Origin of the sequence: Kitasatospora sp. NPDC088264, from assembly GCF_040685715.1 — a bacterium.
Classification (GTDB): domain Bacteria; phylum Actinomycetota; class Actinomycetes; order Streptomycetales; family Streptomycetaceae; genus Kitasatospora.
This window is the reverse complement of record NZ_JBFBIR010000014.1, coordinates 1-26,494: the sequence shown is the minus strand read 5'-3', so window position 1 is coordinate 26,494 and position 26,494 is coordinate 1. Positions and strand designations below refer to the sequence as shown.

Below are 26,494 nucleotides of genomic sequence, written 5' to 3'. Positions count from 1 at the left end.
CGAGACCGAGGTGCGGATGACGTCCAGCCCAGTTCCCAGTCCGTCCGCCGGTTCCTTCCCGAGCCCGCCGGAGCGTACGTCGGGCCGTTCGTCGGGCCGCTCGGCCGGCCGTCCGGTCGCGCCCGGTGCGGTCGCGTTGTCCGGGGTCAGCAAGGCGTTCGGCGTGGTCAGCGCTGTGGACGGGATCGATCTGGAGATCAGGCCGGGCGAGTTCTTCTCGATGCTCGGGCCGTCCGGGTCGGGCAAGACCACGGTACTGCGCATGATCGCGGGCTTCGAGGCGCCGAGCGCCGGCCGGGTGCTGCTGGGCGGGGTCGACGTCACCGGATTGCCCGCGTTCGACCGCGACGTCAACACGGTGTTCCAGGATTACGCCCTCTTTCCGCATCTGTCGGTGTGGCAGAACGTCGAGTACGGACTGAAGGTCAAGCGGGTGCCGCGGGCGGAGCGGGCCGCACGGGTGGCCGAGGCGCTGGCGAGCGTGCAGTTGCCCTCCTTCGGTGACCGGCGCCCCGCCGAACTGTCCGGCGGGCAGCGCCAGCGGGTCGCGCTGGCCCGGGCGCTGGTCAACCGCCCGTCCGTACTGCTGCTCGACGAGCCGCTCGGCGCCCTCGACCTGAAGCTCCGGCTGGAGATGCAGCTCGAACTCCAGCAGATCCAACGCGAGGCCGGGATCACCTTCGTCCTCGTCACCCACGACCAGGACGAGGCGCTCACGATGAGCGACCGGATCGCGGTCCTCAACGCCGGCCGGATCGAGCAGGTCGGCACTCCCGCCGAGGTGTACGAGCGACCGGCCACCGCGTTCGTGGCGGGCTTCGTCGGCACCTCGAACCTGCTCCGGGGCGCCTGCGCCGAGCAGGTCTTCGGCCGGCCCGGGACGTACTCGGTGCGCCCCGAGAAGATCCGCATCGCCCGTCCGGACGACCTGACGGGGCCCGACGAGTACGGCGTCACCGGGACGATCGGCGAGGTCGTCTACGCCGGCGCGCAGACCCGCTTCCTGGTCGACCTGGCGGCGGGCGGGCGGCTGGTGGCCGTCCGGCAGAACCTCGACGGCTCCGGTCTCGACGCCTCCGGTGCCGATGTCTCCCGCCGCCGGGGGGCGAGCGTCCTCCTGGCCTGGCGGCGACAGCACACCGTCCGTATCAACCCTTGACCCGCGTCAACTCCTGACCCTCAACCCTTGACGAACAACCCTTGACGAAAGCGATCGAGTTCATGAGCACCACACGCCCCCTACGCCGCCGGACCCTGCTTCGCCGCCCCGTCCGCCGCCGCCCCGTCCGCCGCCGCCCCCTGAGCGCCCTGGCGGCTGCGGCCGCCCTGCTGCTTCCCGTGGCGTGCGCATCGAACTCCGGCGGCGGCGGCACGGGCAGCGGGTTCACCGCACCGGACATCCCCGCGCAGAAGTCCCTCGGCCCCGGCGAGGGCACCGTCAACATCGTCGCCTGGGCCGGCTACGTCGAGTACGGGCAGGACAACAAGGCCGTCGACTGGGTCACCCCGTTCATCCGGCAGACCGGCTGCAAGGTGAACCTGAAGGTGGCGGGCACCTCGGACGAGATGGTCGCGCTGATGAAGACCGGCCAGTACGACACCGTCTCGGCTTCCGGCGACGCGACGCTGCGCCTGATCGCGGGTGGCGACGTCGCGCCGGTCAATACCGCGCTCGTCCCCAACTACGCCGATGTCTACCCCGGGTTGAAGAACCGCCCGTGGAACTCGGTCAAGGACGTGCCGTACGGAATCCCGCACGGGCGCGGCGCCAACCTGCTGATGTACAACACCGACAAGGTCACCCCCGCGCCGACCTCCTGGGGTGCGGTCTTCACCCCGGACTCGCCCTACGCCGGGCACCTCACCGCGTACGACAGCCCGATCTACATCGCCGATGCCGCGCTGTACCTGATGAGGACCAAGCCCGAGCTCGGCATCAGGAACCCCTACGCCCTCACCTCCTCCCAACTGGACGCCGCGGTGGCGCTGCTCAAGGTCCAGAAGAAGCAGGTCGGTTCCTACTGGAGCGACTACACCAAGGAGCAGGCGGCGTTCGACTCCGGCGACGCCCTGATCGGCACCACCTGGGAGGTGATCCAGCGGGCGGTCGCCGCCGAGGGCAGGGTGAGGACGCAGGCGATCCTGCCCGTCGAGGGTTCCACCGGCTGGTCCGACACCTGGATGGTCTCGTCGCACGCCCAGCACCCCAACTGCGCCTACGCGTGGATGGACTACATCGTCTCGCCGTCGGCCAACGCGCAGGTCGCCGAGTACTTCGGCGAGGCCCCGGCCAACTCGAAGGCCTGCGCGCAGATCACCGACAACCCGGGCTTCTGCGCCGACTACCACGCCACCGACGAGAACTGGTGGAAGGACGTCTACTACTGGACGACGCCCACCGCGCAGTGCGCCGACGGCAGCGGCCGCGACGACTGCACCGCGTACGCCCAGTGGGTCACCGCCTGGAACGGGATCAAGAGCTCGTGAGCGCCCCCGCCGCGGCACGCACCCCGGCGCACACCGACGCGCGCACTCCGACGCGCACCCCGATGCGCCGGCTGGCCGGGCTGCTGGACCGGCGCCCCGGTCTGCGGCTCGCGGCGCTGCTGGCGGCGCCGATGACCTGGCTGGTGCTGGCGTACCTCGGCTCGCTGGCGGTCCTCCTGCTGTCCGCGTTCTGGAGCACCAACGCGTTCACCTCCGCCGTCGAACAGCGCTGGACCGTCGACAACTTCCGGTCGCTGCTGACCGATCCGCAGTACCGGACGGTCGCCGTGCGCACGCTGGGCATCGCGGTGTCGGTGACGGTGATCGACGCGGTGGCCGCCCTCCCGATGGCCTTCTTCATCGCCCGGGTGGCCCGGCCAGGGAGCCGGCGCCTGCTGCTGGTGGCGGTGCTGACGCCGCTGTGGGCCGGCTACCTGGTCAAGGCCTACGCCTGGTGGGTGATGCTCAGCCACGGCGGTGTCCTGGACTGGGTCGCCGCCCCCTTCGGCGGGCACTCCCCCGGTTTCGGCGTTCCGGCGGTGGTCATGGTGCTCGCGTACCTGTGGCTGCCCTACATGGTGCTGCCGCTGTGCACCGCGTTCGGGCAGCTGCCCGACAGCCTGCTCGCCGCGGCGGCGGACCTCGGCGCCGGCCCCTGGCGGACCCTGCGCACGGTGGTACTGCCGCTGGCCAGGCCGGCGCTCATCGCCGGGTCGGTCTTCACCTTCTCGCTGAGCCTGGGCGACTACCTGACGGTGCAGATCGTCGGCGGCACCACGTCCATGCTCGGCAACGTCATCGCGTCCAACGTGACGCTGAACCTGCCCCTGGCGGCCGCGGTGTCCTGCGTCCCGGTGCTGCTGATCGTGGGCTACCTGCTCGCCGTGCGCCGCACCGGCGCGCTGGACAGTCTGTGAGGCCGAGGCCCTGATGCAACTCTCCCGCGGTGCCCGGATCCTGCTCCGGACGGCGACGGCCCTGGGGTTCGCCGTCATCTACGCCCCGCTGCTGCTGGTCCTGGTGAACTCCTTCAACGCCTCGCGCTCCTTCGCCTGGCCGCCGTCCGGCTTCAGCACCCGCTGGTGGACGGCCGCCTGGCAGGAGACCGGGCTGCGCGAGGCGCTGGCCACGTCGCTGAAGGCCGGGCTCGGCGCGACCGCGGTGGCGCTGGTCCTGGGCACCATGGCGGCCTTCGCCGCGACCCGGTACCGGTTCTTCGGCCGGCAGTCGGTCTCCTTCCTGCTGATCCTGCCGATCGCCCTGCCCGGCATCGTCACCGGCATCGCGCTCAACGCCGCGTTCCGCACCGTGCTGACCCCGCTCGGGGTGGGCTTCGGCCTGTTCACCGTGGTCGTCGGGCACGCCACCTTCTGCATCGTGGTGGTGTTCAACAACGTGTCGGCGCGGCTGCGGCGCATCGCGCCGTCGGTCGAGGAGGCGTCGGCGGACCTCGGGGCGGACACCTTCCAGACCTTCTGGTACGTCACGCTGCCGGCCGTGCGCAGCGCGCTGCTCGCCGGGGCGCTGCTGGCCTTCGCGCTCTCCTTCGACGAGATCGTGGTGACCACCTTCACCGCGGGCCCCGGCACCCGGACGCTGCCGCTGTGGATCTTCGAGAATCTGGCCCGGCCCAACCAGGGCCCGGTGGTGGACGTCGTGGCCTCGGTGCTGATCGTCCTGGCGGTCGTGCCGGTCTACCTGGCGCAGCGCCTGTCCGGCGAGCCGCTGGAGGGGCGCGGCCTCTGAGTCGGCACCGCCGAGGAGAGGCGCCGTTGACATCGTCGTATCCTGGATTACGCAGGCTGCCTGCGGGTGTCGGAGGCCCTCCCCCGACGGCCACCGGCCCTGCTCACCGTGTCACGGCGCTGTTCGCGCTTCCGCGGCAGCGTGCACGTCTTCGAGACGAAGCGCTCAGGAGTGACCATGCTGACTGGCATCAGGTTCCCCTCGCAGGAGATCGGTTCGGATCGTGCGGTCATCCGCGATTGGGCCCTGCAAGCGGCCGGGACCGGCTTCTCCTACCTCGTGGTGAACGACCACGTGGTGGGGGTGGACCCGGACTCGCGGCCCGGCTACGGCGCCCGGTTCCCGGGCGGCGCGCAACGGACGGCGGCGGCCTACTCGATCAACACCGCGTTCCACGAGCCGCTCACCACCATCGCCCATCTCTCGGCCCTCTGCCCGGACCTCGGCTTCTCCACCGGCGTCCTGGTCTGCCCACAGCGGCAGACGGCGCTCGTCGCCAAGCAGGCCGCACAGGCCGACATCCTCAGCGGCGGCCGGCTGCGGCTCGGGATCGGCGTGGGCTGGAACCCGGTCGAGTACGAGGCGATGGGCGCCGACTTCCGGACGCGCGGACGGCGGATCGAGGAACAGGTGTCGCTTCTCCGGGCCCTGTGGACCCGTCAGATCGTCGACTTCGAAGGCGACTTCGACCGCGTCGTCGGTGTGGGCCTCGAACCGCGGCCGCTCCAGCAACCGATCCCGATCTGGATGGGCGGGTGGAGCGACATCGTGTTGGACCGCATCGGACGGATGGCCGACGGCTGGTACCACGGAGGCGAGTTCAAGCCGGACGTCCCCCAGAAGATCGAGGCGATCGCCACCGCCGCCGAGCGAGCCGGTCGCCGGGCCGACGACATCGGAGTGGAGGGCGCGGTCGAACTCCGGTACGGCCTCGAAGGGATCGAGGAGCGGGCCCGGAGGTGGGCGGAGGCGGGCGCCACACACCTGGTCGTCGACCCCATGCACGCCGGGTACCACGGCGGCGAGCACCTCGACCACCTGGCCCGGATCGCCCAGAGGCTGCCGCTCCGGGCCTGAACTCACGGATTCCGGCGAGCACCGGACCCGAGCTCACGGATTCCGGCGAGCACCGGACCTGAGCTCACGGATTCCGGCGCCATCGACGGGGCACGGGCGACAGAACGGCATCCGGAAGTTGGACCGGTGCCGCTACGACCCGTTCGGCCCCTGCGGGCGGGCGACGCCGCCACGCGGGCGCGCGGCCACCCGCCGGGAGGCGGCCGTGGGGGTCGCCGCCGGGTGCCGGGGCCGCGCCGGATTCCGGCGGCGCGGCCCCGCTCAGAACGAGCACGCTACGGCAGCTGCACCGGGGTGAAGGTGCCGGCCGGGGTGTCGGCGAGGGCGCCGTTCATGGCGTCGCGCCAGATCGGGCCGGCCAGGGTGCCGCCGAAGGCCTGGCCCACGACCGTGCCGCCGATGCGCTGGCCGTCCAGGGGCTTGGGGTTGTCGGTGTCGCTGACGACGGTGGCGCCGGCCATCTCGGGGGTGTAGCCGACGAACCAGACCTGGCGGCTCGCGTCGGTGGTCCCGGTCTTGCCGGCGCTGTCGCGGCTGCTGAGGCCGGCGGTCTGGCCGGTGCCGTCCTCGACGACGCCCTTGAGCATCGCGGTGACGGTGTCGGCGGTCGTGTTCGACATCACGGCGGAGCAGTTCGCCTGCGGCACCGCGAGCTGCTTGCCGTCGGGGCCGGTCACCGAGGCGATGGCGGTCGGCGCGCAGTAGGTGCCGTGGGCGGCGAACGCCGCGTAGACGCCGGCCATCTCCAGCGGGGTCAGGTCGTTGCTGCCGAGCGTCATCGACGGGACGACCTGGAGCTTCTCGCCGCCCGCCTGCTGGGTGATGCCGAGCTCGTTGGTCATCCGAGCGACGTTGCAGAGCCCGGCGTCGCCCTCCAGCTTGGCGAAGTAGGTGTTGACCGACTGTGCCATGGCCGTCTTCATGTCGAACTGGCCGGTGAGGCTCTGGCTGTCGTTGTGCACCTGCCCGGCCGAGGGGAACCGGCCGCCGGAGCAGTCCGTCATCGCCGGCCACGGGATGCTGTAGTCGGTGGTGTAGCTCTGGCTCGGCGAGATGCCGTTCTCCAGGGCCGCCGCGGCGACGATCGGTTTGAACGTCGAGCCGGTCGGGAAGCCGAGCCCGCCGCCCATGGCCTTGCCGACGTTGTAGTTGATCTGGGTCTGGTGCTGCTTGCCGTCGACGCCGTACGGGCGGCTCTGGCCCATCGCGAGGATCTTGCCGGTGCCCGGCTCGACGATGCTCATCGCGGTCGCGGCCTGGTCGCCGGCGTTCACGTGGGCGGTGACGGAGGCGTAGAGCGAGGCCTGGGCCTTGGGGTCGAGCGTGGTGTGGATCTGGAGGCCGCCGCGCTTCCACACCGCCTGCCGTTCGGCCGCCGACTTGCCGAAGGCCGGATCGGTGAGCACCGTCTGGCGCACGTAGTCGCAGAAGAAGCCCTCGCCCTGCTTGGCCAGGATGCAGCCCTGCTGCGGCGCCTGGACGTTGAGCCCGAGCGGGGTCGCGATGGCCTGCTGGGCCTGCTCCTCGGTGATGTGCCCGTACTCGGCCATCTTGCGCAGCACGGTGTCGCGCCGGTCCTTCGCCGCGGTCGGGTTGACCGTCGGGTCGTAGCCGGTGGGCGACTGCACCAGGCCGGCGAGCAGCGCGGCCTGCGGCAAGGTGAGGTCCTTGGCGTGCACGCCGAAGTAGCGCCGCGCTGCCGACTCGATGCCGTAGGCCTTCTCCCCGAAGAAGGTGATGTTCAGGTAGTTGGTGAGGATCTGGTCCTTGCTCAGGGTCTCCTCGACCTTGATCGCGTACTTCAGTTCCTGGATCTTGCGGCCGATCGTCTGGCGCTGTGCCTCGGCCACCTTCTGCGGGTCGTCGCCCGCCTCGTCGACGAAGACGTTCTTCACGTACTGCTGGGTCAGGGTGGACGCGCCCTGCGCGGTGCCGCCGGAGGTGGCGTTCTTGTCCAGGGCGCGCAGCACGCCCTTGAGGTCGATCGCGCCGTGCTCGTAGAAGCGGTTGTCCTCGATGTCGACGAGTGCGGTCTTCACCAGCGGGGACATCTGGTCCGCCGGGACGACGGTGCGGTCGCGGTCGTACACGGTGGCGATCGTGCCGCCCTGCGCGTCGAGGATCGTCGAGGCCTGTGAGAGCGCCGGGGTCTTGAAGTCGTCGGGCAGGCTCTGGAAGTCGTCGGCCGCCGACTGGGCGCCGAGCCCGACGGCCGCCACCGCGGGCAGGGCTATGCCCGCCGCCACGATCCCGGCGATCACGCTCACCCCGATCAGCCGCGTTCCGTGCCCCAGTTTCCGCATCTCCATCGCCTCCCGCTTCTCCGCCATGTCGTGCGCGACCCTACGGGCGCGTCATGAGGAACTCCTTGGGACGTGGGCCCCGCCGTGTCACAGCCGCGTGACAACCTGCCGCGCCACCGCCCCCGTGCTCCCGGCGCCGCCGGCAGACCCGGCCGCGCCTTGATCACCTGGACCCGGAGGTGCGAAGTCTCGGAACACCCCGTGCGGCTTGAGCGAACTCCCCGTAGCCCGTCATTCAGACGGCAGAATTGACACTTCCTGCCGTATGCGCCCGAGAGCGCAAGGGCGGTCTTTCCGAAGCCGGCGGCCCCCGGGGGGAGGCTCCCGCGAAACCCGGGGTGAAATATTCGCCCATGGCGGGCCGGAGCCTGCTAGAGTCGTTTTAGTTGCAGTAGTGGTTCCCATGAACTTTGTGTGCGCCTGCTGATGTTTCGCAGGCGCATTTTTGTTTCCCGGCTCTTCCCCGGGTGGGTGCTCATCGCGGCGACTCGGAGCCTGCATGGTGCGGGCTTCGGACAGCCCCTTGAAGGAGATTTTTTTATGGCTAATGGCACTGTGAAGTGGTTCAACGCGGAAAAGGGCTTCGGCTTCATCGAGCAGGAGGGTGGCGGCCCGGACGTCTTCGCCCACTACTCGAACATCAACGCCAACGGCTTCCGTGAGCTGCTCGAGGGCCAGAAGGTCGAGTTCGACGTCACGCAGGGTCAGAAGGGCCCGCAGGCCGAGAACATTCGTCCGCTGTAGTTTTTCTGCCACGGCACCCGCCTAGCAGCGAGGGGCCCGCACCGCGTACATGTTGCCCGGTGCGGGCCCCTCGGCATTTGCGTCACGACGCATTCCCGGCCGTTCAGGCCCCCTGGCTCCGCCACCGGCAGCCATCCCCACGCGAGACGCACAGCGCCGCGTCCGGATCGGCGCCCTGCCGTGACAGCTCACGGTTCGAGGTCGTTCGCTCCCACCCCTCTCGGTGAGCGCCGACCGTAGGTGACGTGCCGCACGGTTCTACCGTCCACGCCCCGCCCGTCACACTTCCGGCCCGTTCCCTTGCGGTCTCCGTCGGCGCCCCGCGCCACGGGGCCTTCCTCGTGACGCGCCGCCCTGAGGAAGGTTTCCACGTGAACCGCTCCAGTCGCTCCTCGTACCAGAACGCCAACTCCCGCTCCGCCGCCGGCTCCCGCTCAGGCTCCGGTTCCGGCTCCCGCTCCGGCGGCAGCTCCTTCTACGGCTCCCGTCCGGCCGGCGGCCGGCGCCCCTCCGATCGGGGCCGCCGCCAGGACTCCTCCCCGCAGGGCGAGTTCGCGATGCCGGTGAGCACCACCCCGGCGCTGCCGGCCGTCGAGTCCTTCGACGAACTGGACATGCCCGCGGCCCTGTTGAAGACGCTGACCCGCCAGGGCGTCACCTCGCCGTTCCCCATCCAGGCCGCGACGCTGCCGAACTCGCTGGCCGGCCGCGACGTCCTCGGCCGGGGCCGCACCGGCTCCGGCAAGACCATCGCCTTCGGTCTCGCCGTCCTGGCCCGCACCGCCGGGCAGCGGGCCGAACCCCGCCGCCCGCTGGCCCTGGTGCTGGTCCCGACCCGCGAGCTCGCGCAGCAGGTCACCGAAGCGCTCACCCCCTACGCGCACTCGGTGCGGCTGCGGATGGCGACCGTGGTGGGCGGGATGTCGATCGGCCGCCAGGCGCAGGTGCTGAACCGCGGGGCGGAGGTCGTGGTGGCCACCCCCGGCCGGCTCAAGGACCTGATCCAGCGCGGCGACTGCCAGCTGGACGGGGTCGGCGTCACCGTCCTCGACGAGGCCGACCAGATGGCCGACATGGGCTTCCTGCCCCAGGTCACCGAGCTCCTCGAACAGGTCGCCGAAGGCGGCCAGACCATGCTGTTCTCCGCCACCCTGGACCGCAACGTCGACCGCCTCGTGCGGCAGTTCCTGAACGACCCGGTCACCCACTCGGTGGACCCGTCCGCGGCGGCGGTCAGCACCATGGAGCACCACGTGCTGCACGTGCAGAACCACGACAAGAACACCACGATCGCCCACATCGCCTCCCGCGACGGCGGGGTGATCATGTTCACCGACACCCGGGACCGTGCCGACGCGCTGGTCGAGGACCTGCTCGCCAACGGGGTCAAGGCCGCGGCCCTGCACGGCGGCAAGTCCCAGCCCCAGCGCAACCGCACCCTGGAGCAGTTCCGCACCGGTCAGGTCACCGCGCTGATCGCCACCAACGTCGCCGCCCGGGGCATCCACGTCGACGGCCTCGACCTGGTCGTCAACCTGGACCCGCCGAGCGACCACAAGGACTACCTCCACCGGGGCGGCCGCACCGCCCGGGCCGGCGAGTCCGGCACCGTCGTCACCCTCGTCCTGCCCAGCCAGCGCCGCCAGATGGCCCGCATGATGACCACCGCCGGCATCACCCCCGTCACCACCAGGGTCCTCGCCGGCGACGAGGACCTGACCCTCATCACCGGCGCCCGCGTCCCCACCGGCGTGCCCGTCGTCATCGCCGACCCCGTCGTCGAGCGTCCGCGCCGCAGCGCAGCCGCGAACCGCGGCCGCCGCGGACGCCCCGCCTCCACCGGCGGCGACACCCGCGCGGCCTCCGGCCGCGACAACCAGGGCTCCTCCGGCCGCCGCCGGGCGCCCAGGCGCGTCGCCCTCGCCGCGTAGCACCCCGACGCGGGCCCGACGCCCGGTGCGCACCGGGCCCGCGCGGCCCTCCCAGGCCCTCCGAGGCACGCCGGTTCCCGCGACCGCCGACCCCGGAAGCCGGAACCGGCCCTGCGGTCCGCTCCGACGCACGCCGCCAGCCCCCACTCGCCCCTCCGCCAGTGCCCCGATCACCGCCGACCCCGGCGGAAGCGACACGAAGGAGTCCGCCCATGACCATCGCCCTCGACCACCCCGCAAGCACCACCACGGTCGGCGACCTCATGAAAGGCCCGGAACTGCAGATCAGCGACGATGTCATGGTCGACACCGCGATGGACATCCTGCAGAGCTCCGGCACCGACCACCTGCTCGTCCGCGACGACGACGGCCGCTGCGCCGGGCTGCTGACCCGCCTGCACCTCGCGCCGTTCCAGGCCCGGTCCTGGTACACCGAGCGCACCCCGGTGCGCGACATCGTCCTCGACCGCGCCCCCTTCGCCACCACCGACATGCCCGCCACCGCGGCGGCCGCCGCCATGCGCTCCCGCGGCCTGGACGCGTGGCCGGTGGTGGACCACGACGGCCGCGTCATCGGCCTGCTCAGCCTCTAGACACGATCCCCTCGACGATCCTCATCAGGCGCTCCCCCGCCTGGTCGACGCTTCCGTTCTGCGCGCAGACCTGCGCCCCTTCGAGCACGAAGGTGATCTCGGCCGCGGTCTGCGCCGGGTCGGGCAGCCGGGCCTCGGCGCACATGGCGACCAGCCTGCGCAGCTGGCGGGCCTTGTGCTCCTCGATCACCTGCCGTGCCGGGTCGGAGCGGTCGGGCAGTTCGGCGATGGAGTTGATGAACGGGCAGCCCCGGTGCGAGATCGCCGGCAGCCCGTCGGCGATGAAGCGGGCCAGGCCCAGGATCTGTTCCCCGGGCCGGCCGGGGTGCTCGGCCTCGACCCGGTCGAAGGCCTCCTGGTAGTCGGCGGCGACGATCCGCAGCCACTCCGCGACCAGTGCGTCCTTGGTCTCGAAGTGCCGGTAGATCGCCATCTTGGTGGTCTCGGCCTTCTCGGCGATCGCCTGGACGCCCACCCGCCGGATCCCCTCGCGCTGGAAGAGCTCTTCCGCCGCGTCGAGGATGCGCTCACGGGGCGGAAGCTTCGCCACCCTGCTCGGCCTTCTGGTGCTCGATGTCATGACTGCTCCGTGACGTCCGGTCGGCGGTTCCCGAGGTGCCTTCCCACTCGTCTTCCCGCTTCCGCCACGATACCAAGCAGCTCCATACGATACCGTTCGGTATCGTCAGATGCTGACCGGTATCATTCTTTCCGCTGGGAGTGACAGTGAGGATTGCCGAGTACACGAGCTTCGACGCGGTCGGGCTCGCCGGACTGGTGGCCGGCGGCGAGGTGACCCCCGCCGAACTGGAAGCCGTCGCCCGAGAGGCCGCGCAGGCGGTCGATCCGCAGCTCAACGCCATCGTGGAGACCTGGCCCACCGACGACGCGCCCAGCCCGGGCAGCGCACCGCTGGCCGGGGTCCCCTTCCTGATCAAGGACATCGGGGTCACCATGGCCGGGCGGCGCATGGAGCTGGGCAGCCGTCTCGCGGCCGGCAACGTCGCCGGCGCCGACTCCTCCCTGATGCGGCGTCTGCGCCGCGCCGGCCTCGTGACGTTCGGGCGGACCACGACCCCGGAGATGGCCTACAGCATCACGACGGAACCCGCGCTGTACGGCCCGACCCGCAACCCGTGGGACCTCCGGCGGAGCGCCGGCGGATCCAGCGGGGGCGCGGGCGCGGCCGTCGCCGCCGGGGTGGTCCCGATCGCCCACGCCACCGACGCGGCCGGCTCGATCCGCATCCCCGCCTCCTACACCGGCCTCTTCGGGCTGAAGCCCACCCGCGGCCGGGTCTCCATGGGCCCCGACGTCGACGAGGTCTTCAGCGGCCTGGCGGTGCACGGCAGCGTCAGCCGCACCGTCCGCGACAGTGCGGCACTGCTCGACCAGATCGGCGGCCCGGAGCCGGGCGACCCCTACTCCGCCCAGCAGCCGTCCCGGCCCTACGCGCAGGAAGTCGCCCGCCACCCCGGCTCGCTGCGGATCGGCGTCCTCACCCAGGCGTGGGGAGGACGCCGGACCACCACACCGGTGGCCGACGCCCTCTCCCGAACCGTGCGCCTGCTCGAATCCCTCGGACACCAGGTAGAGGAGGCCGAGGTCGACCTCGGGGTCGGCTGGGAGGAGTTCGTCCTGGCCAACGCCCGTCTGATGGCGGCGAATCTCACCGCCATGGTCGACGGGCTCGCCGCCGCCCTCGGGCGGCCCGCCGACCCCTCGACCCTCGAACCGGGAACTCTCACCAGTTACCACTACGGGCGGCAGGTCAGCGGCGCCCAGTTCGTCGCCGCGTTCGCGGTCCGCAACCGGGTCGCCCGCAGCCTGGCACGGTACTTCGACGCGTACGACACCCTGCTCACCCCGACCCTGCCGGAGCTCCCCCCGCTCCTGAACACCTACACCGAGGGCGGGGAGACGCTGGACGGCCTCGGCTGGATCGACCGCCTCCTCGACCGCTCGCCGTTCACCGCGGCGTTCAACGTGGCGGGCACGCCCGCCATGTCCGTACCGCTGACGGCCGACACCGAGACGGGACTGCCGATCGGCATGCAGTTCGCCGCCGGGTACGGCCGCGAAGGCCGCCTCTTCCGCCTCGCCGGGCAACTCGAACAAGCGAGCCCGTGGTCGCACCGCACGCCCTCCGTGTGGGCGGGGAACGCCCCGGGCCGCTGACGAACGCCTCTGGGGGAACCGGGTCGTACGACTGCGCGGAAATCGGCTCAGACGAGCACGACCCGGCGCCCCCGCGTGTGGCCGGCGTGGCTGTCGATGTGCGCCGCCGCGGCCTCGGCGAGCGTGTACGACTTCTCGACCGGGATGTGGAGCCTGCCCCGCGCGATGAGGTCGACGGCCTCGGCGAGCGCCTCCGGCATGCTCCCGGCCACGCCGGAGAACCGGACGCCGAACTGCGGCGCCGAGAGATCGGCGATGGAGATCACCTTCTGCGGATCCCCGGTCAGCTCGACGAGTTCGCGGATCACGCCCGAACCGGCCAGGTCGAGCGCCGCGTCGACCTGGCCGAGTTGCCGCACCCGCTCGACCCAGCCCTCGCCGTACGTCGTGGCGGCGGCACCCAGGCTGCGCAGGTAGTCCTGGTTCGCGGCCCCGGCCGTGCCGATCACCGTGATGCCGCGGTCGCGGGCGATCTGCAGCACCGCCGAGCCGACTCCGCCGGACGCGCCACTGGCCAGCAGCGTCTGCCCGGGCCGCACGCCGACCTGACGGATGATGCGCAGCGCGGTCTCCACCACGGAGGGATAGCCGGCCGCCTCTTCGAACGTCAGCCCTTCGGGCATCCGGGCCCAGGCCGACAGCACGGCGAACTCGGCGTAGGTGCTCAAGCCCTCGCCGAACACGTGGTCGCCGGCCTCGATCCCCTCGACGCCCTCGCCGACCTCGTCCACCACCCCCGAGGCGTCCTGCCCGACGCCGGAGGGCAACTCGATCGGATGGGCCTGGAGGAACTGGCCTTCGCGGATCCTCCAGTCGACGGGGTTGACGCCCGCCGCCCGTACGGCGATGCGGATCTGACCGGGGCCCGGGTGGGGCCGCTCGGCGTCGACGAGCTGCAGAACGTCCGGCCCGCCGAACTCGGCGAAGCTCACCTTCTTCATGTTCTTCATGCGGCCGACCGTAGCACTAACGGTTAGCGTTTAGTAACTGTTCCACCTTCGTATCTGCTAGCGTGAGGGCATGACCGTGCCGCCCGGACGCCGCGAACGCAAGAAGGCCGCGACCCGCCAGAAGATCGCCGGCACCGCCCTGCGGCTCTTCCTGGAACGCGGGTACGACGCGGTGGGAATCCGGGACGTGGCCGCCGAAGCCGACGTGGCCGTCACCACGCTCTTCTCCCACTTCGCCTCGAAAGAGGCCCTGGTGTTCGAGCGGGACGACGACTTCGAGCAACGCCTCACCCGGGCGGCCACCACCCGGGCGCCGCACGAGCCGCTCGTCCCCGCGCTGCGCCACGAGATCCACGCCCTGGTGCGCCATTGCACGGCGGACGCCGCCGCCCCGATCTGGCGCATGATCGAGGAATCACCCGCCCTGCGGGAGTACGAGGAGTCGATGAGGCTGCGCCACGCGGACTCGCTGGCCACGGCCATCGCCACCGACCTCGGCCTGCCGCAGACCACGACGGCCTGCCGGGCGATCGCGAGGTTCGCGATCGACGCCTACACGCTGGCCCGCGAGGCGGCCGATCCGGAGGCCGCGGTGGACGAGATCTTCCGGATGATCGAGGCGGCCTGGGAGGTCACCGGCCCTGCTCGACGCGCGTGAAACGTCGCGGAGCAGCCCCACAACCGCGCCGAAGGCCCCTTCGACAACTCGAAGGGGCCTTCGGAGGGGCCTTCTTGTCTGCAACACATCTACGGCGGTTATTTGTGTTCAGGATCCGGGGCTGCAAGGGTGTCGAACCATGAGGATCACGATCACCGTGGAGAATCCGACCCCCGAGGCGCTGGAGAAGCTGCTCGCCTTCGCCACCATGCCGGACGCCGTCGTGACGGCGCTGCCCGATGACCGCTGGACACCGGAGCGGGCCCGCTCGTACTACGACCGCCTGCCGCCCCGGGCGCAGCAGATCCTGCTTCAGGTCGTCGAAGGCGAAGGCGAGTGTGCCGCAGAGGAGCTCAAGGCGAACGGCCGCAGCCTGCGGGGATCCACCGGCGCGTTCCGCCGCGTCCTCTCCGAGGGCAAGCGGACCGGCCTCTGGCCGGACGCCCTGCCCGTGCCGCTGGTGTCCCACGTCGTCGGCGGGCAGCTCAAGAAGCTCGAAATGCCCGGATCCGGCACCGACCAGTACCCGCACTCGGCCTTCGAGGAGGGATTGCGTGACGCCCCGGCCCGCGATCGCTGATCGCCCGGGAAGCCACTCATGTACACACCCCCACCAGTCAGTTGTCGCTGTTGACGTTGGCGAGGGCGGCGCTGTAGCCCGTGGGACAGTACAGGATGTCGGAGCCGTCGCCGGTGTGCCAGCGGCCGTTGACCGTCTGCCGGATGCCCTTGACGCTGTCGCTTTCACAGATCAGGACGAGTTGCCAGTGGTTCTTCGGGGCACTGGTCTGGCAGTTGACGGAGCCCCAGTTCTGGCCCTGGTTGGTGACGCAGTAGGAGATCGCCGAGGCTGACGGCGCGGCGATCAGCCCCGCCCCCATGAGCAGTGCCGCCCCGGTGCCGATGGCTGCGATTCGACGCATGACCTTCTCCTTGCCGTAGATCCGACAGCATGTGCGGTCAGCATTCCGAAGATGTGAATGCGTGTGTACATGAACAGCACAACTGGCCGAAACCGGACCCTTACGCTTCGGTTCGGTGGCGCGCCGACCTGCAGTGCAGGTGAGGGCCTGCGGTGCAGATGAGGGTGCGGGGAGGGCGTAGCAGTCTGGTGACATAGCAGGGTCTGTTTCGTCGACTGCTCGCACTAACTTCGTTCCTGTACGCAGCCACGTTGCTCCTGTCCCCGCAGGAGGGGCCACAGGCAACTCGCTGTTCCTCACCCGTACTTCGCTCAGGAGCACCGCATGTCGACCTTAACGAACCGCCGCTCGTCCGCCGTCCGCACGCTGGCCGGTTCCGCCCTGGCGGCCGCCCTGCTGGTGTCCACCGCGACAGCTTGCTCCAGCCCGTCCCCCGCGAACCAGACCGCCGCGCCAGCCGCCACGCCCACCACGCCCAGCGCGCAGGGCACCACCCCGCCGGCCGCTGCGCCCAGCGCTCCCACCCCTCCCGACGCCACCGCGCCGGCCAGCACGCCGGCCGCGCCCCCCGCGCCCGGCACCGCCCCACCGGCTGCCACGCCCACCGCGCGCCACACCACCACGCCGCCGGCCGCCCCGCCCAAGGGGACGTCCCCGGTCCGCACCCAGAAGCTGGTGGACGGCAGCACGGCCGAGATCCGCGCGACCGGCAACCAGAACTACGTCGCCAAGATCGTCAACAACGGTACGGAATACGGCACGCTGGAGACGCACGACTCCGACGCCGGGGTCGACTTCAACGACATGTTCATCGTGCTCTCGATGGACGGCACGGCCCACTCCTGGATGGGCGGCGGACACCAGGGGCCGGGCACGTTCAAGCTCGCGGGCGGCTGGACGGCCAAGGTCACGAAGATCGGCGAACTCCACTACCGCGCGCAGATCCTCGGCAACGACGGCGCGGTGAACGGCACGCTGGAGGCGAACCAGCAGGACGCCGGAGCCGTCGCCAACGGCGTGTACATGGTGCTCAGCACCGGCGGTGAGATCAGCGCCAACATGTGAACATGACAAGGTCGTGCTATGAATGCCCAGGAACCCGCCGGCGGGCCGCCGGCGGAAACCTCCTGGACCGCCCGGCCAGCCGAACGAGTGAAGCCGGAGGCGGCCGCTCCCCGCGCGGCCCCGCCGCCCACGCCGGCGTCAGCAGCAGGCTCGCAGCCTGCCTGACGACCGCACTCGAACAGGCTCTGGCCGCCCGTGCGCTGGGCTCCGCCGCCCTGCCGACCGCCGTTCGCGACCGGCCGGAGGGCGTACCCGCCGCGGCGGCGCGGTGCTCGAAAACTCCCCGTTCGACCCGGGCGCGCCCGGAGATGACCTGCTTGAACCCCGCGTTCGAACAGCACCATCATCTGTCCCCTGCCGACCACAAGGCCACCCCAACTCAGCTTCCCTGAGGCCGGTTTGGACTGCCCCGGCGCGTCGACAGGAGGAGCGTCCCGTCGCCCCCGCTCAACAGCCCCGTCGGCCCGAGTGAACGAGGAGTCCGCGCAGTGATCGATTTCGAGGTGCTGACCGCACTGGCCGCCCACGAGGGCATCGAGCGGATCGGCGTCGGCGTGGTGCTCCGCGACGCCTCCGGCCGGATCCTGCTGATCCGCCGGGCCGCGCACGACGCCCTTCCCGGCCCGTGGGAGTACCCGGGCGGCGGCCGAGAGGACGGCGAGGGGATCGAGGCGGGCGCGGCCCGGGAACTGGCCGAGCAGACCGGGCTCGCCGGGCTGCCGCTGGAGTACGCGCGGAGCCTGGACCTCACCGACCGGAACGGCCGGCGGGTACGGCAGTTCGTGTTCACCACCGTCGTGCCCGACGGCACCCCGGTCACGCTGTCGGCCGAGCACGACGACCAGCAGTGGGCCCGTCCCGACCAGCTGCCGCAGACCGGCGACGGAGAGCGCGAGGTGATCAGGTGGCTCACCCGTCGCCTGGCGATCCCGGGCTGGCGACCGGTCGGCGGCTACCTCACCACCATCGCGCGGCCCACGGTCTACGGGTGCTTCCTGGTCACCGACCCGGACGGCCGCGTCCTCGGGATGCGCTCGACCATCAACCCGACCGTGTGGAACCTCCCCGGCGGCAACGTCGAACACGGCGAGACCCCGTTCGACACGGCACTGCGCGAGGCCCAGGAGGAACTCGGCCTCGACCTCGCCGCGGAGAACCCCGAGGTGATCGCCCGGCGGCGCCTGGTCGCGGTCGTCCACGAGCAGGTCGGCACGGAGTACCCGGTGCCGGTGTGCGGATACGTCTTCGACGGCGGCGTCCTGACCCGGGAGCAGCAGGCCCGCATCCGGCTCGACCCGGCCGAGCACACCGAGTGGCGCTTCGAGACCGCCCACGACTGGGACGCCCTGATGTCACCGGACCGCTACCAGCGGCTCCTCCAGGTACTGCGCGCCCACCGCTGCGGCATCCCGCTGTACCTGGAACGCCCTTCCCCGGAGGACGAGTTCGAAGGAATCATGGTCCTCGTCACCGACCGGCACGGCCGCCTGCTGATGCACCACCGCGACGACAAGCCGGGCATCGCCTGGCCGGGCTACTGGACCCCCATCGGCGGCTGGCGCGAGGGCGACGAGACCCCGCAGGAGAACGCGGCGCGCGAGGTCCGCGAGGAAGCCGGCATCGAGATCACGGGGCTCCGGATCCTGCCCGGCCCGCACCACGAACTGGTCTCCCCGCTCACCCGCGTCCTGCACGCCGCCTGGGACGGCCCGGAGACGGACCTCCGGCTCGGCGACGAGGGCCTGGCCGTCCGCATGGTCCCCCTGGCCGAGGTGCTCGACCTCAAGGTCCCGCCCTACCTCCAGCACTACCTGCCCCTGCTGGCCGACGGGACCGACGGGACCGACCAGCCTGCGAGGAGGACCTCGTGAACCAGCCCTGGCGCAGCGAAACCAGCCGGTCGGGCCGCCCGGCCCCGTCGGAACCGACCGGCTGAGGATGGCCGGCCGCCACCGCCGCCCGCCCGAGCCGCAGCTGCCGGCCGACACCGATGCCCGGCTGCGGGCCATCGCCGACCAGCGGCCCGTCGTGGAGGAAGGCATCGTCACCTTCCCCGCCAGCCCCGTCCCATACGGCTACCGCACCGTGCACCGGCCCGACGGCGGCACCGACCGGCACCTCGTCCGCCTCGACCTGCCCCGGCGACCACCCGGGTGACCGGCTCGGCAGCCGATGCTCCTGACGATCCGTCACCACGGGTGGACCGCAGTCCAGTACCAGGCCCCACCCCCGCCCCGAACGTCTACCTCTGGCCGACCCGCTGCCGGCCGGTTCGCCGAGAGGCGGCCACGACGGAGAAGGCGTACTCCCGCATCCGGAGCTCGTAGGCACGTACGCCGTCCACGAGCGGCACGCCGGAGGCCGCGGCCCCGGCCAGGGTCCGCGTCAGCTCGGCGGCGTCGCGGATCGCGGTGTTCGCGCCCATCGCCAGCACCGGGCTCATGGCGTGGATCGCGTCCCCGAGCAGGGTGACGGGGCCCGGCTCCCACGGCGGTACGGGGCTCGCCGTGGAGATGCGCAGCGGGAACAGCGAGTCGGTCTCCCAGCGGTCCAGGAGGCGGTGCACATCGGGGTGCCAGTCGTCGCCCACCAGGCGTCCGGCCAGCTCGCGCAGGGCGGGGCCGTCGAGACCGCGCAGCGCCTCGAACGAGGGCATGGCGGGGTGGTCCGCCGGCGCTCCCACCAGGCAGGCGACGTAGTCGCCGACGGGGGTGAGGGGGACGGGCGGCGTGTGTGCCGGGCCGGCGGCACCGGGAGGGCGGGCGAACCGCACGGGCCCGAAGCCGACGTGCGGACTTCCCGGCCCGCCGGTCACCACGGTGAAGATGCTGTCGAACACCCACGGCGGCAGTGCGGCCGCGGCCCCGGCGGCCGCTGCGCCCGTCTCCGACTCTCCGGCCTCTCCCGCCTCTCCAACCCCGGTTTCCGGCGCATCCGGCGCGTCCAGCGGGATCCTGCCGTAGATCAGCCGCAGTCCGGCGTCCTCGACCCGGGCGTGCGGCAGCAGCTGTCGGCGTACCGCCGATCCAACCCCGTCCGCGCCGACCAGGAGGTCGGCGCTCGCGCTGCGGCCGTCGGCGAACCGCACGGTGACCGTTCCGTCCTGCTCCCTCTCCCAGCTCAGCAGTTCCGCGCCGTAGCGCACGGTGTCCGCCAGGCCGGAGAGCAGGATCTGACGCAGCGTCGGCCGGTTGAACGCGTACGAGCGGTACGGGCGAGCGGTGCCGTCGGCGGGATCGGGGTCGGGCGCGGTGGGCCGGTCCGCGAGCGTGCCCAGGTGGCGGTCACGGACGGAGACCCGGGCGGGCGGCGAGGCCGCGGTCGCCAGGCCCAGCCGGAAGAGGTGCTCCGGCAGGCAGCGTTCCAGGCCCGCGAGCCCGGGTTCGTCGAGCTGGACGCGGTAGCCCTGCGGCCTCGCGTCCGGGTGGAGGTCCCGCTCGTACACGGCGACGTCGAAGCCGCGGGCGCGCAGCCCGTGGGCGAGGGTGAGGCCGCCGAGTCCGGCGCCGGCGATGATGACACGGTGCTGGTGCACAGTCTTCTGCCTTCGTTGTGGTCACGAAGGAAGCACTGGGGTTCCGCGAAGGGAACAAACACCGCGAGGGCGCCGCTCAGAAACACCATTCAGGAGCGATTTTTCGCGCATTCCGTTGAATCTGGAGCCACAGTAGCAGTGAGCCGTCGGCGGAACCGACCAGCCTCTTCGACGAGAACCGGCCCGGAGGCCGGGGCTCATCAGCTGAAGGGGCTTGGCCCAGGTCGTGCTCCGCCGGCCGGCCCGGCAAGGCGTGGTCGCCGACCGACGACGCGCGGGAAGGTGCCGTCCGGCACGGCCCGATTGGCATGACTGTTCAAGTGATACGCTCACAAGATGACGAACCAGGAGGGAACGCCCGAGGCGCCGGACGAGCATGCGGACCTGTGGCTCACGCCGACCGAGCTGGCCTCCTGGATGTCGGTGGTCCGCCTGATCACCCGGCTCCCCTGGGCGGTCGACGCCCAGCTCCAGCGCGACGCCGAGCTGAGCATGGTCGAGTACATGACCCTCGCCATGCTGTCCGAGGCGCCCGAGCGGACCTTGCGCATGAGTGTCCTGGCCGAGCACACCAGTACGTCGCTGTCGCGCCTGTCGCACATGGTGAAGCGGCTGGAGAGCCGCGGCTACGTCCGGCGGGAGCCGGATCCGGCCGACGGGCGGTTCACCAACGCCATCCTCCTGCCTGCCGGCATGGGCAAACTGGAGGCGGCCGCCCCCGGACATGTCGCCCAGGTCCGCCGCCTCGTCGTGGACAACCTGTCCGGCGAGCGCCTGCGCAGGCTCGGGCAGGACGCGGAACGCATCCTCCAGCGCATCGACTCGCCTGCGCGCTGAGTCCAGGGCTTGATCACTCAAGCCACAGCTGCGGCCACAGGGCCTCTCGACCCACCACAACAGCGAAGCGTCGCGACCTTTCGGCAGATTGACTTGAAGGTTAAAGTAAATACACGAGGGCGTCGATCCCGGCGCCGCCGCGCCACCTCCGCGCGGCACGGATCAGGGAGCTGAGATGTCGCTGGAGAACGAGAAGATCATTCGCAACGCCTACCGGGTCGCCGAGGAGCAGGACGTCGCCGGCTGGATCGCGGCGTTCACCGAGGACGGAACCTTCACCGACATGTCGGTCCCGTTCACCTACCGCGGCGCGGACCAGCTGGGCAAGACGGTCGAGACCTACGCGCGGGCGTTCCCCGACATGCACCGGGAACTCGAACGGTTCTACGTCACCGGCGACGTGGTGATCGTGCAACTACGCTTGCAAGGCACCCACCTCGGCCCGCTGGAGCTGCCGTCCGGCACCGTCCCGCCTACCGGCAGGCGCATGGACGCCCCGTGCTGCGACGTGTTCGAGCTGGTCGGCGGAAAGATCAAGCGCTTCGACTGCTACGCGGAAGGTTCCGTCATCGCCACCCAGCTCGGCCTGGCCTGAGTTCCACCACCGCTTGAGCCTTCAAGTCGTCGGGTCTAGAATCCGACATGGAGGCTCAAGCGGGAACGTCGGCACCTGTACCTGCACCTGCACCTGGCCGCGCCCGACGGAGCCCGCCGCACCACCGCCAGCCTGCCCAGCAGGACTGACACGGAAGGAGCGCCCACCGTGAGCACCCTCAAGATCGCCGTGATCCTCGGCAGCACGCGCCCCGGCCGCAACGGCAAAGCGGTCGCCGACTGGGTCATCGACCGCGCGGGAGCCCGCGCCGGCGTCGAGTACGAGCCCGTCGACCTCGCCGACTGGCCCCTGCCCTTCATGGACGAGCCGCTGCCGCCGTCCATGGGCCAGTACCAAGGCGAGCACACCAGGGCGTGGGCCGCCAAGGTCGCCGAGTTCGACGGCTACGTCTTCGTCACCCCGGAGTACAACCACTCGATCCCCGGCGTACTGAAGAACGCCCTCGACTTCGCCTACGCGGAGTGGAACAACAAGGCCGCCGCTTTCGTCTCCTACGGCACCGTCGGCGGCGTCCGCGCCGTCGAGCACCTGCGCAGCATCGCGAGCGCGCTCCAACTCGCCCATGTCAACCAACAGCTTTCCTTCTCGCTGTTCTCCGACTTCGAACAGCTCTCCCTCTTCAAACCCGGCGAGCACCATGACGCCTCGGCCACCAGGCTGTTCGAACAGCTGGAGGCCTGGTCGGCCGCCATGAAGACGCTGCGCTCCTGAGCCGACCCGCGAGGACGACGACGCGGCGGCGCGACGGTGACGCGGCGGCGCGGCGGCGCGGCGGCGCGGCGGCGCGGCGGTGACGCGTTGCCGGTTGCGGCCGGGGAGCAGGACCAGGTCATCCGCTCCCATGCGGGCTGCCGGCCCCTCGGTGAGGACCCGGCCGAGGCCCTGGTCACCGATGTGTCACTGACGGCGCTGCGGGTGTTCCGCACGGCGGCCGAGCAGGGGACCTTCACGGCGGCAGCGGAGTCGCCGGGGTACACCCAGTCGGCGGTGTCCCGGCAGATCGCCTCGATCGAACGGGTCGACGGCGCCGACCCGGAGCCGTGGGTGACCACCACGGCGACGGCCCATCTGCGGTGAAGAGCCCGGAGCCGTGGGTGACCGCCGCGACGACGGCCCGTCCGCGGCGAAGAGCCCGCCGCCGGGACTGTCCGCCGGCAGGGCAGCCAGGTCGACGACCACCCCGACCAGCCGCCTCGGCCACCGTTCGCCCCCGGAACTCGTAGCTCGTCGCCGACCCTCCGCAGGCAGCGTCGCGCCGGGGCCAGGCCGCTGCGGGTGCGCCGACGGCCGCCTCGGCGCACCGTGGACCCATGGCCCTCATCGGGCCGCCGGGGCTGCGGACGCCTGGGCGATCTTGGGGGGCGAAGAGCCGGTGGAGCCGCCAGGCCCCGCCCCACAGGGCGCTTCGGACGTGCTCGGCGCCCCGGGCCGAGCGCCGCCGCCCTGCCCGTCAACGTCGGCAGCCGGCCGGGCCCACGTCGTTTTCGTCACCGAGGGACTGACCACCACCGACCAGTCACGCGAACGCCTCGAAGGGGAAATCCGCCATGTCCTACCCAATGGCTCACTACTGGGGTGAATCGGGCGAGAATACGGCGACGCTCCGTTCCGGCGCCACCGCGCCGGACGTGTTGATCGGCGCGGGGGGCACAAGAGTCCACTACCTGGTCGACACGCCCTCCGCGAACAAGACGTTCGGCCTGTACCGATTGGACATGGGGCCCCGGCCGACAGGCCCCGCTCCACATTTCCACCGGACCATGTCCGAGTCCTTCTTCGTCCTGTCCGGGATCATGCGCCTGTACGACGGTGAACGATGGATCGACGCCGAGGCGGGTGACTTCCTGCACGTGCCGGAGGGCGCTGTGCACGGCTTCCGCAACGAGTCCAACGAGCCGGCCTCGATGCTGATGCTCTTCGTGCCGGGCGTGCCACGCGAATCGTTCTTCGAGGAAATCTCGGAGATCGCGGCCGAAAAGCGCCCGATGAGCGAGGCGGAATGGGCGGAACTCTACCGCCGGCACGACCACTTCCTGGCCTGACCGGCTCGTCCGGCCGGGGTCGGCTGGAACGACGACTCGGGCGATCACGTACTGGCCGGGGTGGTCAGCCGCGTGGGGCTCGGAGTCCGCTACTGCGTGGCCGCGGTGACCACGCCGATGGGGGCCTGCACGGTGCCCGCGTCGGTCCGGCTGGGACAGGAAGATCCTGGACCGGGCATGCGCGGTTCAAACGCCTCGCCACTCCGCACTCGACACGTCACCTTGTCCAACAGAACGCAGCCGGCGCCGGGGCCCGGGCGGTAGGGCCTGCGGCCTGCGGCTGTTCCCCACCCTCGGCACGGGCGCGGCCGGTGTCAGCCGAAGTGCCGGACGGTCGCCGGATCGGCGGGTTCGTAGGGGTGCCACTGGTCCGCGGCGGGACGGCCGGTGGCGACGAAGGCGGCGATCGCGCGGGAGAAGGTGCCGCCGAGCGAGCGGACGGCGGCGGTGGCCTCGCCGAGCATGGGGCTGTCGGGGTAGGCGTCGAAGGTGTCGAAGAAGAAGGGGAGTTCGACGCAGTGCGCGGCGCCCAGGCCTGCGGGGTCGGGCACCGGGACGTGGTCGAACCGGTAGACGTAGGTCGGGTTTCCGGCCGCGGCGTGGCGGTCGGCGATGGCGAGGGTGTCGTCACGGAAGACGAGCCCGGTCTCGAACTCGGTGAGGATGTCGGCCGGGGTCGCGTTCGGCCGCCGGGCCGCGATGCGGTCATACCGCTCGTCGCCGCCGTCGGCCTGGCCGGCCGCGATCGAGCGGGCCCGGTCGGCGGTGATCTCCCGGATGCGGGGGGCGAGGGCGAAGAAGGATGCCATCTCGTTCCTGGTGGTGCCGGTCAGCAGGCCTTTGCCGTCGAGGCGTCCGTCGACCAGCGCCTGCTGCCACGTCGCGGGGATCCCGGAGGCGCCGAGGACGGGGTACATGGGCGGGGCGACGTTGCCCGGGCGGGCGGCCTCCCGGGAGAGCCGCTGGTAGGCGGCCAGGAGCCGGTCGGCCGGGACGGCGCGCAGCGCGGCACCCCGGTCCCGGGTGCCGCCCGGGCCGAGGATGCCGAGGATGTCGAGGAAGCGCCGGGCGTGGTCGCTCGCCTCCTCGGGGTCCTGCGGGGCGAGCCCGAAGGGACCGCTCTGGGCGATGACCTGGTTGACGAGCGGGCCGGTGGTCGGGGAGACGGCGAGGTAGAGGGCGGAGAACGCCCCGGCGGACTGGCCGCCGACGGTGAGGCTGCCGGGGTCGCCGCCGAAGGCCGCGATGTTGCGCCGCACCCAGGCGAGGACGGCGGCCTGGTCCTGCACGCCGAGGTTCTCGATGCCGAGGTCCGGCAGGTAGAGGTAGCCGAGCGGGCCGAGGCGGTAGTTGGCGGTGACGACGACGGCCCGGCCGGCGGCGGCCAGGTGCCGGCCGTCGTACCAGTCCCAGCCGCCGGACCCGCTGGTGAACCCGCCGCCGTGGAACCACACCAGGACGGGCAGGGCACCCGGGGCGGACCCGTCCGCAGGCGGACGAGGGGTCCACACGTTCAGCGTGAGGCAACCGTCCTCGTCCCAGTCGGGGGTGCGTGGCCCCATGACGGCTTCGAGCCGGGAGGGGTTCTGCGGGACGGACGGGCCCGGGCGGTCGGCGTCCCGGACGCCCGACCAGGCGGGGTGCGGCACGGGGGCGGCGAAGCGCCGCTCGCCCACGGGCGAAGCAGCGTAGGGGATGCCGCGGAACGCGGCGACGCCGTCCTCGACGGTGCCTCGGACGCTGCCCGACTCGATGGTCACGACGGGGCTCTCGCTCAGGGTCATCGGTGTCGCCTTCCTTGCAGACGGGGGACGGCTCCGGTCTATCGCAATCGCCATGAGACGGGAAGATGTGACGGTTCGGCTCTCCGCCGCACGTAGGCGCCGTCCGCGAGACCGGGGTGCTCCCCGGCCGCTCCCAGCCGCGCACCCCGGGCGTCCAGCGGCGTCCTGTCCGTCCAGTCGAGATCGACCACGAGTACCGTCCTGTGTCCGCCCGCACCCCGACCGACGATCGGTCGGCCGCTGCTCATCCTCACCGGTGACCACCACCGGGCACCAGCACCCGCGCACCGCAGCAGCCGAAGGGCTGGTCCGCGGACGGCAGGCCGTCGGCGCTGGGGCTGGGGCCGGGTTGTCGGAAAACTTTTTCTCCCGGGACCGATGAGTTCGGGCGGTGGCGGCGGTCATACCTGGGAAAGCAACGACAGCCGACCGGGGAGACCTGAGATGTCCAGCACCGCCACCGCCACTGCTACCGCCGCTACCAACGCCACCGCCGCTACCGCCGTCGCCACGAAGTCCGGCAAAGCCGTGGTCCGGGTGGTCTGGACGCTGCGGATCCTGCTGGCGCTCTTCTTCGCCGTGGCCAGCGCGCTGCCCAAGCTGCTCGCAGTCCCCGCCGCCACGACCGTCTTCGACGCCATGGGTGTGGGCCACTGGTTCATGTACCTGACCGGGCTGGTGGAACTGGCCGGAGCAGTCGGGCTGCTGGTCCGCCGGCTGGCCGGGCCGGCAGCCACGGCGCTGATCGTCTTCCTGGTGTTCGCGTTCGTCACCCAGCTCACCGCGATGCACGGCGAGAACGCCGGGACCCCGTTCATCTTCATGGTGCCGCTGGCCGTCATCGCCTGGAACCGGCGCGCCGAGACCGCCGAACTGCTCGGCCGCCGACGCTGACCAGTGCAGCGGCCGGTTCGGATGGGCGTCGCCGTGACGCCCGTCCGAACCCGGTGCCGTCCGCGGACGGCTCGGTGCCTGGTGCTAACAGCTGTGCGCGGCGTCGGGGCGCTTCGCCGCGATGTACGGCT

The 26,494-nt window shown here is 71.7% G+C and carries 25 protein-coding genes and 1 pseudogene; 20 read left to right on the top strand and 6 right to left on the bottom strand.

The features are described 5' to 3' along the window. Nucleotides 1-136: 136 nt before the first annotated feature. The 5 genes from AB0O82_RS13945 (at nucleotide 137) to AB0O82_RS13925 (ending at nucleotide 5,310) form a co-directional block, all read left to right on the top strand. The gene (locus tag AB0O82_RS13945) at nucleotides 137-1,159 is read left to right on the top strand and encodes an ABC transporter ATP-binding protein (protein WP_363583325.1); all 1,023 of its coding nucleotides are present in this window, start codon (nucleotides 137-139) and stop codon (nucleotides 1,157-1,159) included. Nucleotides 1,160-1,221: 62 nt separating this feature from the next. Further along, entirely contained in the window at nucleotides 1,222-2,487 is a 1,266-nt protein-coding gene (locus AB0O82_RS13940) for an ABC transporter substrate-binding protein (protein ID WP_363583323.1), read from the top strand. Nucleotides 2,488-2,549: 62 nt separating this feature from the next. Further along, nucleotides 2,550-3,404: an ABC transporter permease gene (locus tag AB0O82_RS13935; protein ID WP_363583524.1), complete on the top strand. Its 855-nt coding sequence runs from the start codon at nucleotides 2,550-2,552 to the stop codon at nucleotides 3,402-3,404. 13 nt (nucleotides 3,405-3,417) lie between these two features. Beyond that, entirely contained in the window at nucleotides 3,418-4,233 is an 816-nt protein-coding gene (locus AB0O82_RS13930) for an ABC transporter permease (RefSeq protein WP_363583321.1), read from the top strand. A gap of 177 nt (nucleotides 4,234-4,410) precedes the next feature. Beyond that, on the top strand, nucleotides 4,411-5,310 hold the full coding sequence (locus tag AB0O82_RS13925; protein WP_363583319.1) for an LLM class F420-dependent oxidoreductase: 900 nt from the start codon (nucleotides 4,411-4,413) through the stop codon (nucleotides 5,308-5,310). A 275-nt stretch (nucleotides 5,311-5,585) separates the two neighbouring features. Here the strand turns inward: AB0O82_RS13925 and AB0O82_RS13920 are convergent, their stop codons facing one another. Next, nucleotides 5,586-7,640, bottom strand: a complete 2,055-nt coding sequence (locus AB0O82_RS13920) for a transglycosylase domain-containing protein (protein WP_363583317.1) — start codon at nucleotides 7,638-7,640, stop codon at nucleotides 5,586-5,588. A gap of 513 nt (nucleotides 7,641-8,153) precedes the next feature. Here AB0O82_RS13920 and AB0O82_RS13915 point away from each other — a divergent pair. The 3 genes from AB0O82_RS13915 (at nucleotide 8,154) to AB0O82_RS13905 (ending at nucleotide 10,881) form a co-directional block, all read left to right on the top strand. Further along, on the top strand, nucleotides 8,154-8,357 hold the full coding sequence (locus AB0O82_RS13915; protein WP_030918248.1) for a cold-shock protein: 204 nt from the start codon (nucleotides 8,154-8,156) through the stop codon (nucleotides 8,355-8,357). A gap of 371 nt (nucleotides 8,358-8,728) precedes the next feature. Next, nucleotides 8,729-10,288, top strand: a complete 1,560-nt coding sequence (locus AB0O82_RS13910; protein WP_363583315.1) for a DEAD/DEAH box helicase — start codon at nucleotides 8,729-8,731, stop codon at nucleotides 10,286-10,288. Nucleotides 10,289-10,500: 212 nt separating this feature from the next. Next, the gene (locus AB0O82_RS13905; protein WP_363583313.1) at nucleotides 10,501-10,881 is read left to right on the top strand and encodes a CBS domain-containing protein; all 381 of its coding nucleotides are present in this window, start codon (nucleotides 10,501-10,503) and stop codon (nucleotides 10,879-10,881) included. Here AB0O82_RS13905 and AB0O82_RS13900 read toward each other — a convergent pair. Then, nucleotides 10,871-11,461 (bottom strand): helix-turn-helix domain-containing protein, encoded by a 591-nt coding sequence (locus tag AB0O82_RS13900; RefSeq protein WP_363583311.1) that lies wholly within the window; start codon nucleotides 11,459-11,461, stop codon nucleotides 10,871-10,873. The genes AB0O82_RS13905 and AB0O82_RS13900 overlap by 11 nt on opposite strands. A gap of 146 nt (nucleotides 11,462-11,607) precedes the next feature. On the opposite strand from AB0O82_RS13900, the gene AB0O82_RS13895 reads away from it, so the two are divergent. Continuing rightward, nucleotides 11,608-13,059: an amidase gene (locus tag AB0O82_RS13895; RefSeq protein WP_363583309.1), complete on the top strand. Its 1,452-nt coding sequence runs from the start codon at nucleotides 11,608-11,610 to the stop codon at nucleotides 13,057-13,059. 47 nt (nucleotides 13,060-13,106) lie between these two features. On the opposite strand, the gene AB0O82_RS13890 is transcribed toward AB0O82_RS13895, so the two are convergent. Next, entirely contained in the window at nucleotides 13,107-14,000 is an 894-nt protein-coding gene (locus AB0O82_RS13890; protein WP_363583522.1) for an NADP-dependent oxidoreductase, read from the bottom strand. A gap of 79 nt (nucleotides 14,001-14,079) precedes the next feature. On the opposite strand from AB0O82_RS13890, the gene AB0O82_RS13885 reads away from it, so the two are divergent. After that, nucleotides 14,080-14,667 (top strand): helix-turn-helix domain-containing protein, encoded by a 588-nt coding sequence (locus tag AB0O82_RS13885; protein ID WP_363583307.1) that lies wholly within the window; start codon nucleotides 14,080-14,082, stop codon nucleotides 14,665-14,667. Nucleotides 14,668-14,806: 139 nt separating this feature from the next. Continuing rightward, a complete protein-coding gene (locus AB0O82_RS13880) occupies nucleotides 14,807-15,247 on the top strand; it encodes a hypothetical protein (protein ID WP_363583305.1) in 441 nt (146 codons plus the stop codon). A gap of 37 nt (nucleotides 15,248-15,284) precedes the next feature. Here AB0O82_RS13880 and AB0O82_RS13875 read toward each other — a convergent pair whose 3' ends face one another. Further along, entirely contained in the window at nucleotides 15,285-15,590 is a 306-nt protein-coding gene (locus tag AB0O82_RS13875) for a hypothetical protein (RefSeq protein ID WP_363583303.1), read from the bottom strand. A 324-nt stretch (nucleotides 15,591-15,914) separates the two neighbouring features. Between AB0O82_RS13875 and AB0O82_RS13870 the strand changes: the two genes are divergently transcribed. The 3 genes from AB0O82_RS13870 to AB0O82_RS13860 all read left to right on the top strand — a co-directional run bounded on the left by AB0O82_RS13870 (nucleotide 15,915) and on the right by AB0O82_RS13860 (nucleotide 18,812). Then, nucleotides 15,915-16,655, top strand: coding sequence for a hypothetical protein (locus AB0O82_RS13870; protein WP_363583301.1), 741 nt, complete (start codon nucleotides 15,915-15,917; stop codon nucleotides 16,653-16,655). A gap of 488 nt (nucleotides 16,656-17,143) precedes the next feature. Next, on the top strand, nucleotides 17,144-18,526 hold the full coding sequence (locus AB0O82_RS13865; protein WP_363583299.1) for an NUDIX domain-containing protein: 1,383 nt from the start codon (nucleotides 17,144-17,146) through the stop codon (nucleotides 18,524-18,526). 67 nt (nucleotides 18,527-18,593) lie between these two features. Next, nucleotides 18,594-18,812 (top strand): hypothetical protein, encoded by a 219-nt coding sequence (locus tag AB0O82_RS13860; protein WP_363583297.1) that lies wholly within the window; start codon nucleotides 18,594-18,596, stop codon nucleotides 18,810-18,812. 85 nt (nucleotides 18,813-18,897) lie between these two features. On the opposite strand, the gene AB0O82_RS13855 is transcribed toward AB0O82_RS13860, so the two are convergent. Beyond that, nucleotides 18,898-20,190, bottom strand: a complete 1,293-nt coding sequence (locus AB0O82_RS13855; RefSeq protein ID WP_363583295.1) for an NAD(P)/FAD-dependent oxidoreductase — start codon at nucleotides 20,188-20,190, stop codon at nucleotides 18,898-18,900. Nucleotides 20,191-20,526: 336 nt separating this feature from the next. Here AB0O82_RS13855 and AB0O82_RS13850 point away from each other — a divergent pair, with 336 nt between their 5' ends. The 5 genes and pseudogenes from AB0O82_RS13850 (at nucleotide 20,527) to AB0O82_RS13830 (ending at nucleotide 23,685) form a co-directional block, all read left to right on the top strand. After that, the gene (locus AB0O82_RS13850; RefSeq protein WP_363583293.1) at nucleotides 20,527-21,027 is read left to right on the top strand and encodes a MarR family transcriptional regulator; all 501 of its coding nucleotides are present in this window, start codon (nucleotides 20,527-20,529) and stop codon (nucleotides 21,025-21,027) included. Nucleotides 21,028-21,202: 175 nt separating this feature from the next. Continuing rightward, a complete protein-coding gene (locus AB0O82_RS13845) occupies nucleotides 21,203-21,622 on the top strand; it encodes a nuclear transport factor 2 family protein (RefSeq protein WP_363583291.1) in 420 nt (139 codons plus the stop codon). Between the two features lie 168 nt (nucleotides 21,623-21,790). Continuing rightward, a complete protein-coding gene (locus tag AB0O82_RS13840) occupies nucleotides 21,791-22,354 on the top strand; it encodes an NADPH-dependent FMN reductase (protein WP_363583289.1) in 564 nt (187 codons plus the stop codon). Nucleotides 22,355-22,525: 171 nt separating this feature from the next. Then, a pseudogene (locus AB0O82_RS13835) lies at nucleotides 22,526-22,675 on the top strand (LysR family transcriptional regulator); the annotation flags it as partial. A 515-nt stretch (nucleotides 22,676-23,190) separates the two neighbouring features. Further along, entirely contained in the window at nucleotides 23,191-23,685 is a 495-nt protein-coding gene (locus tag AB0O82_RS13830) for a cupin domain-containing protein (protein WP_363583287.1), read from the top strand. 314 nt (nucleotides 23,686-23,999) lie between these two features. Here AB0O82_RS13830 and AB0O82_RS13825 read toward each other — a convergent pair whose 3' ends face one another. Further along, on the bottom strand, nucleotides 24,000-25,469 hold the full coding sequence (locus AB0O82_RS13825; protein WP_363583285.1) for a carboxylesterase family protein: 1,470 nt from the start codon (nucleotides 25,467-25,469) through the stop codon (nucleotides 24,000-24,002). Between the two features lie 444 nt (nucleotides 25,470-25,913). Here AB0O82_RS13825 and AB0O82_RS13820 point away from each other — a divergent pair, with 444 nt between their 5' ends. Then, entirely contained in the window at nucleotides 25,914-26,363 is a 450-nt protein-coding gene (locus tag AB0O82_RS13820; protein ID WP_363583283.1) for a DoxX family protein, read from the top strand. Nucleotides 26,364-26,494 lie beyond the last annotated feature (131 nt).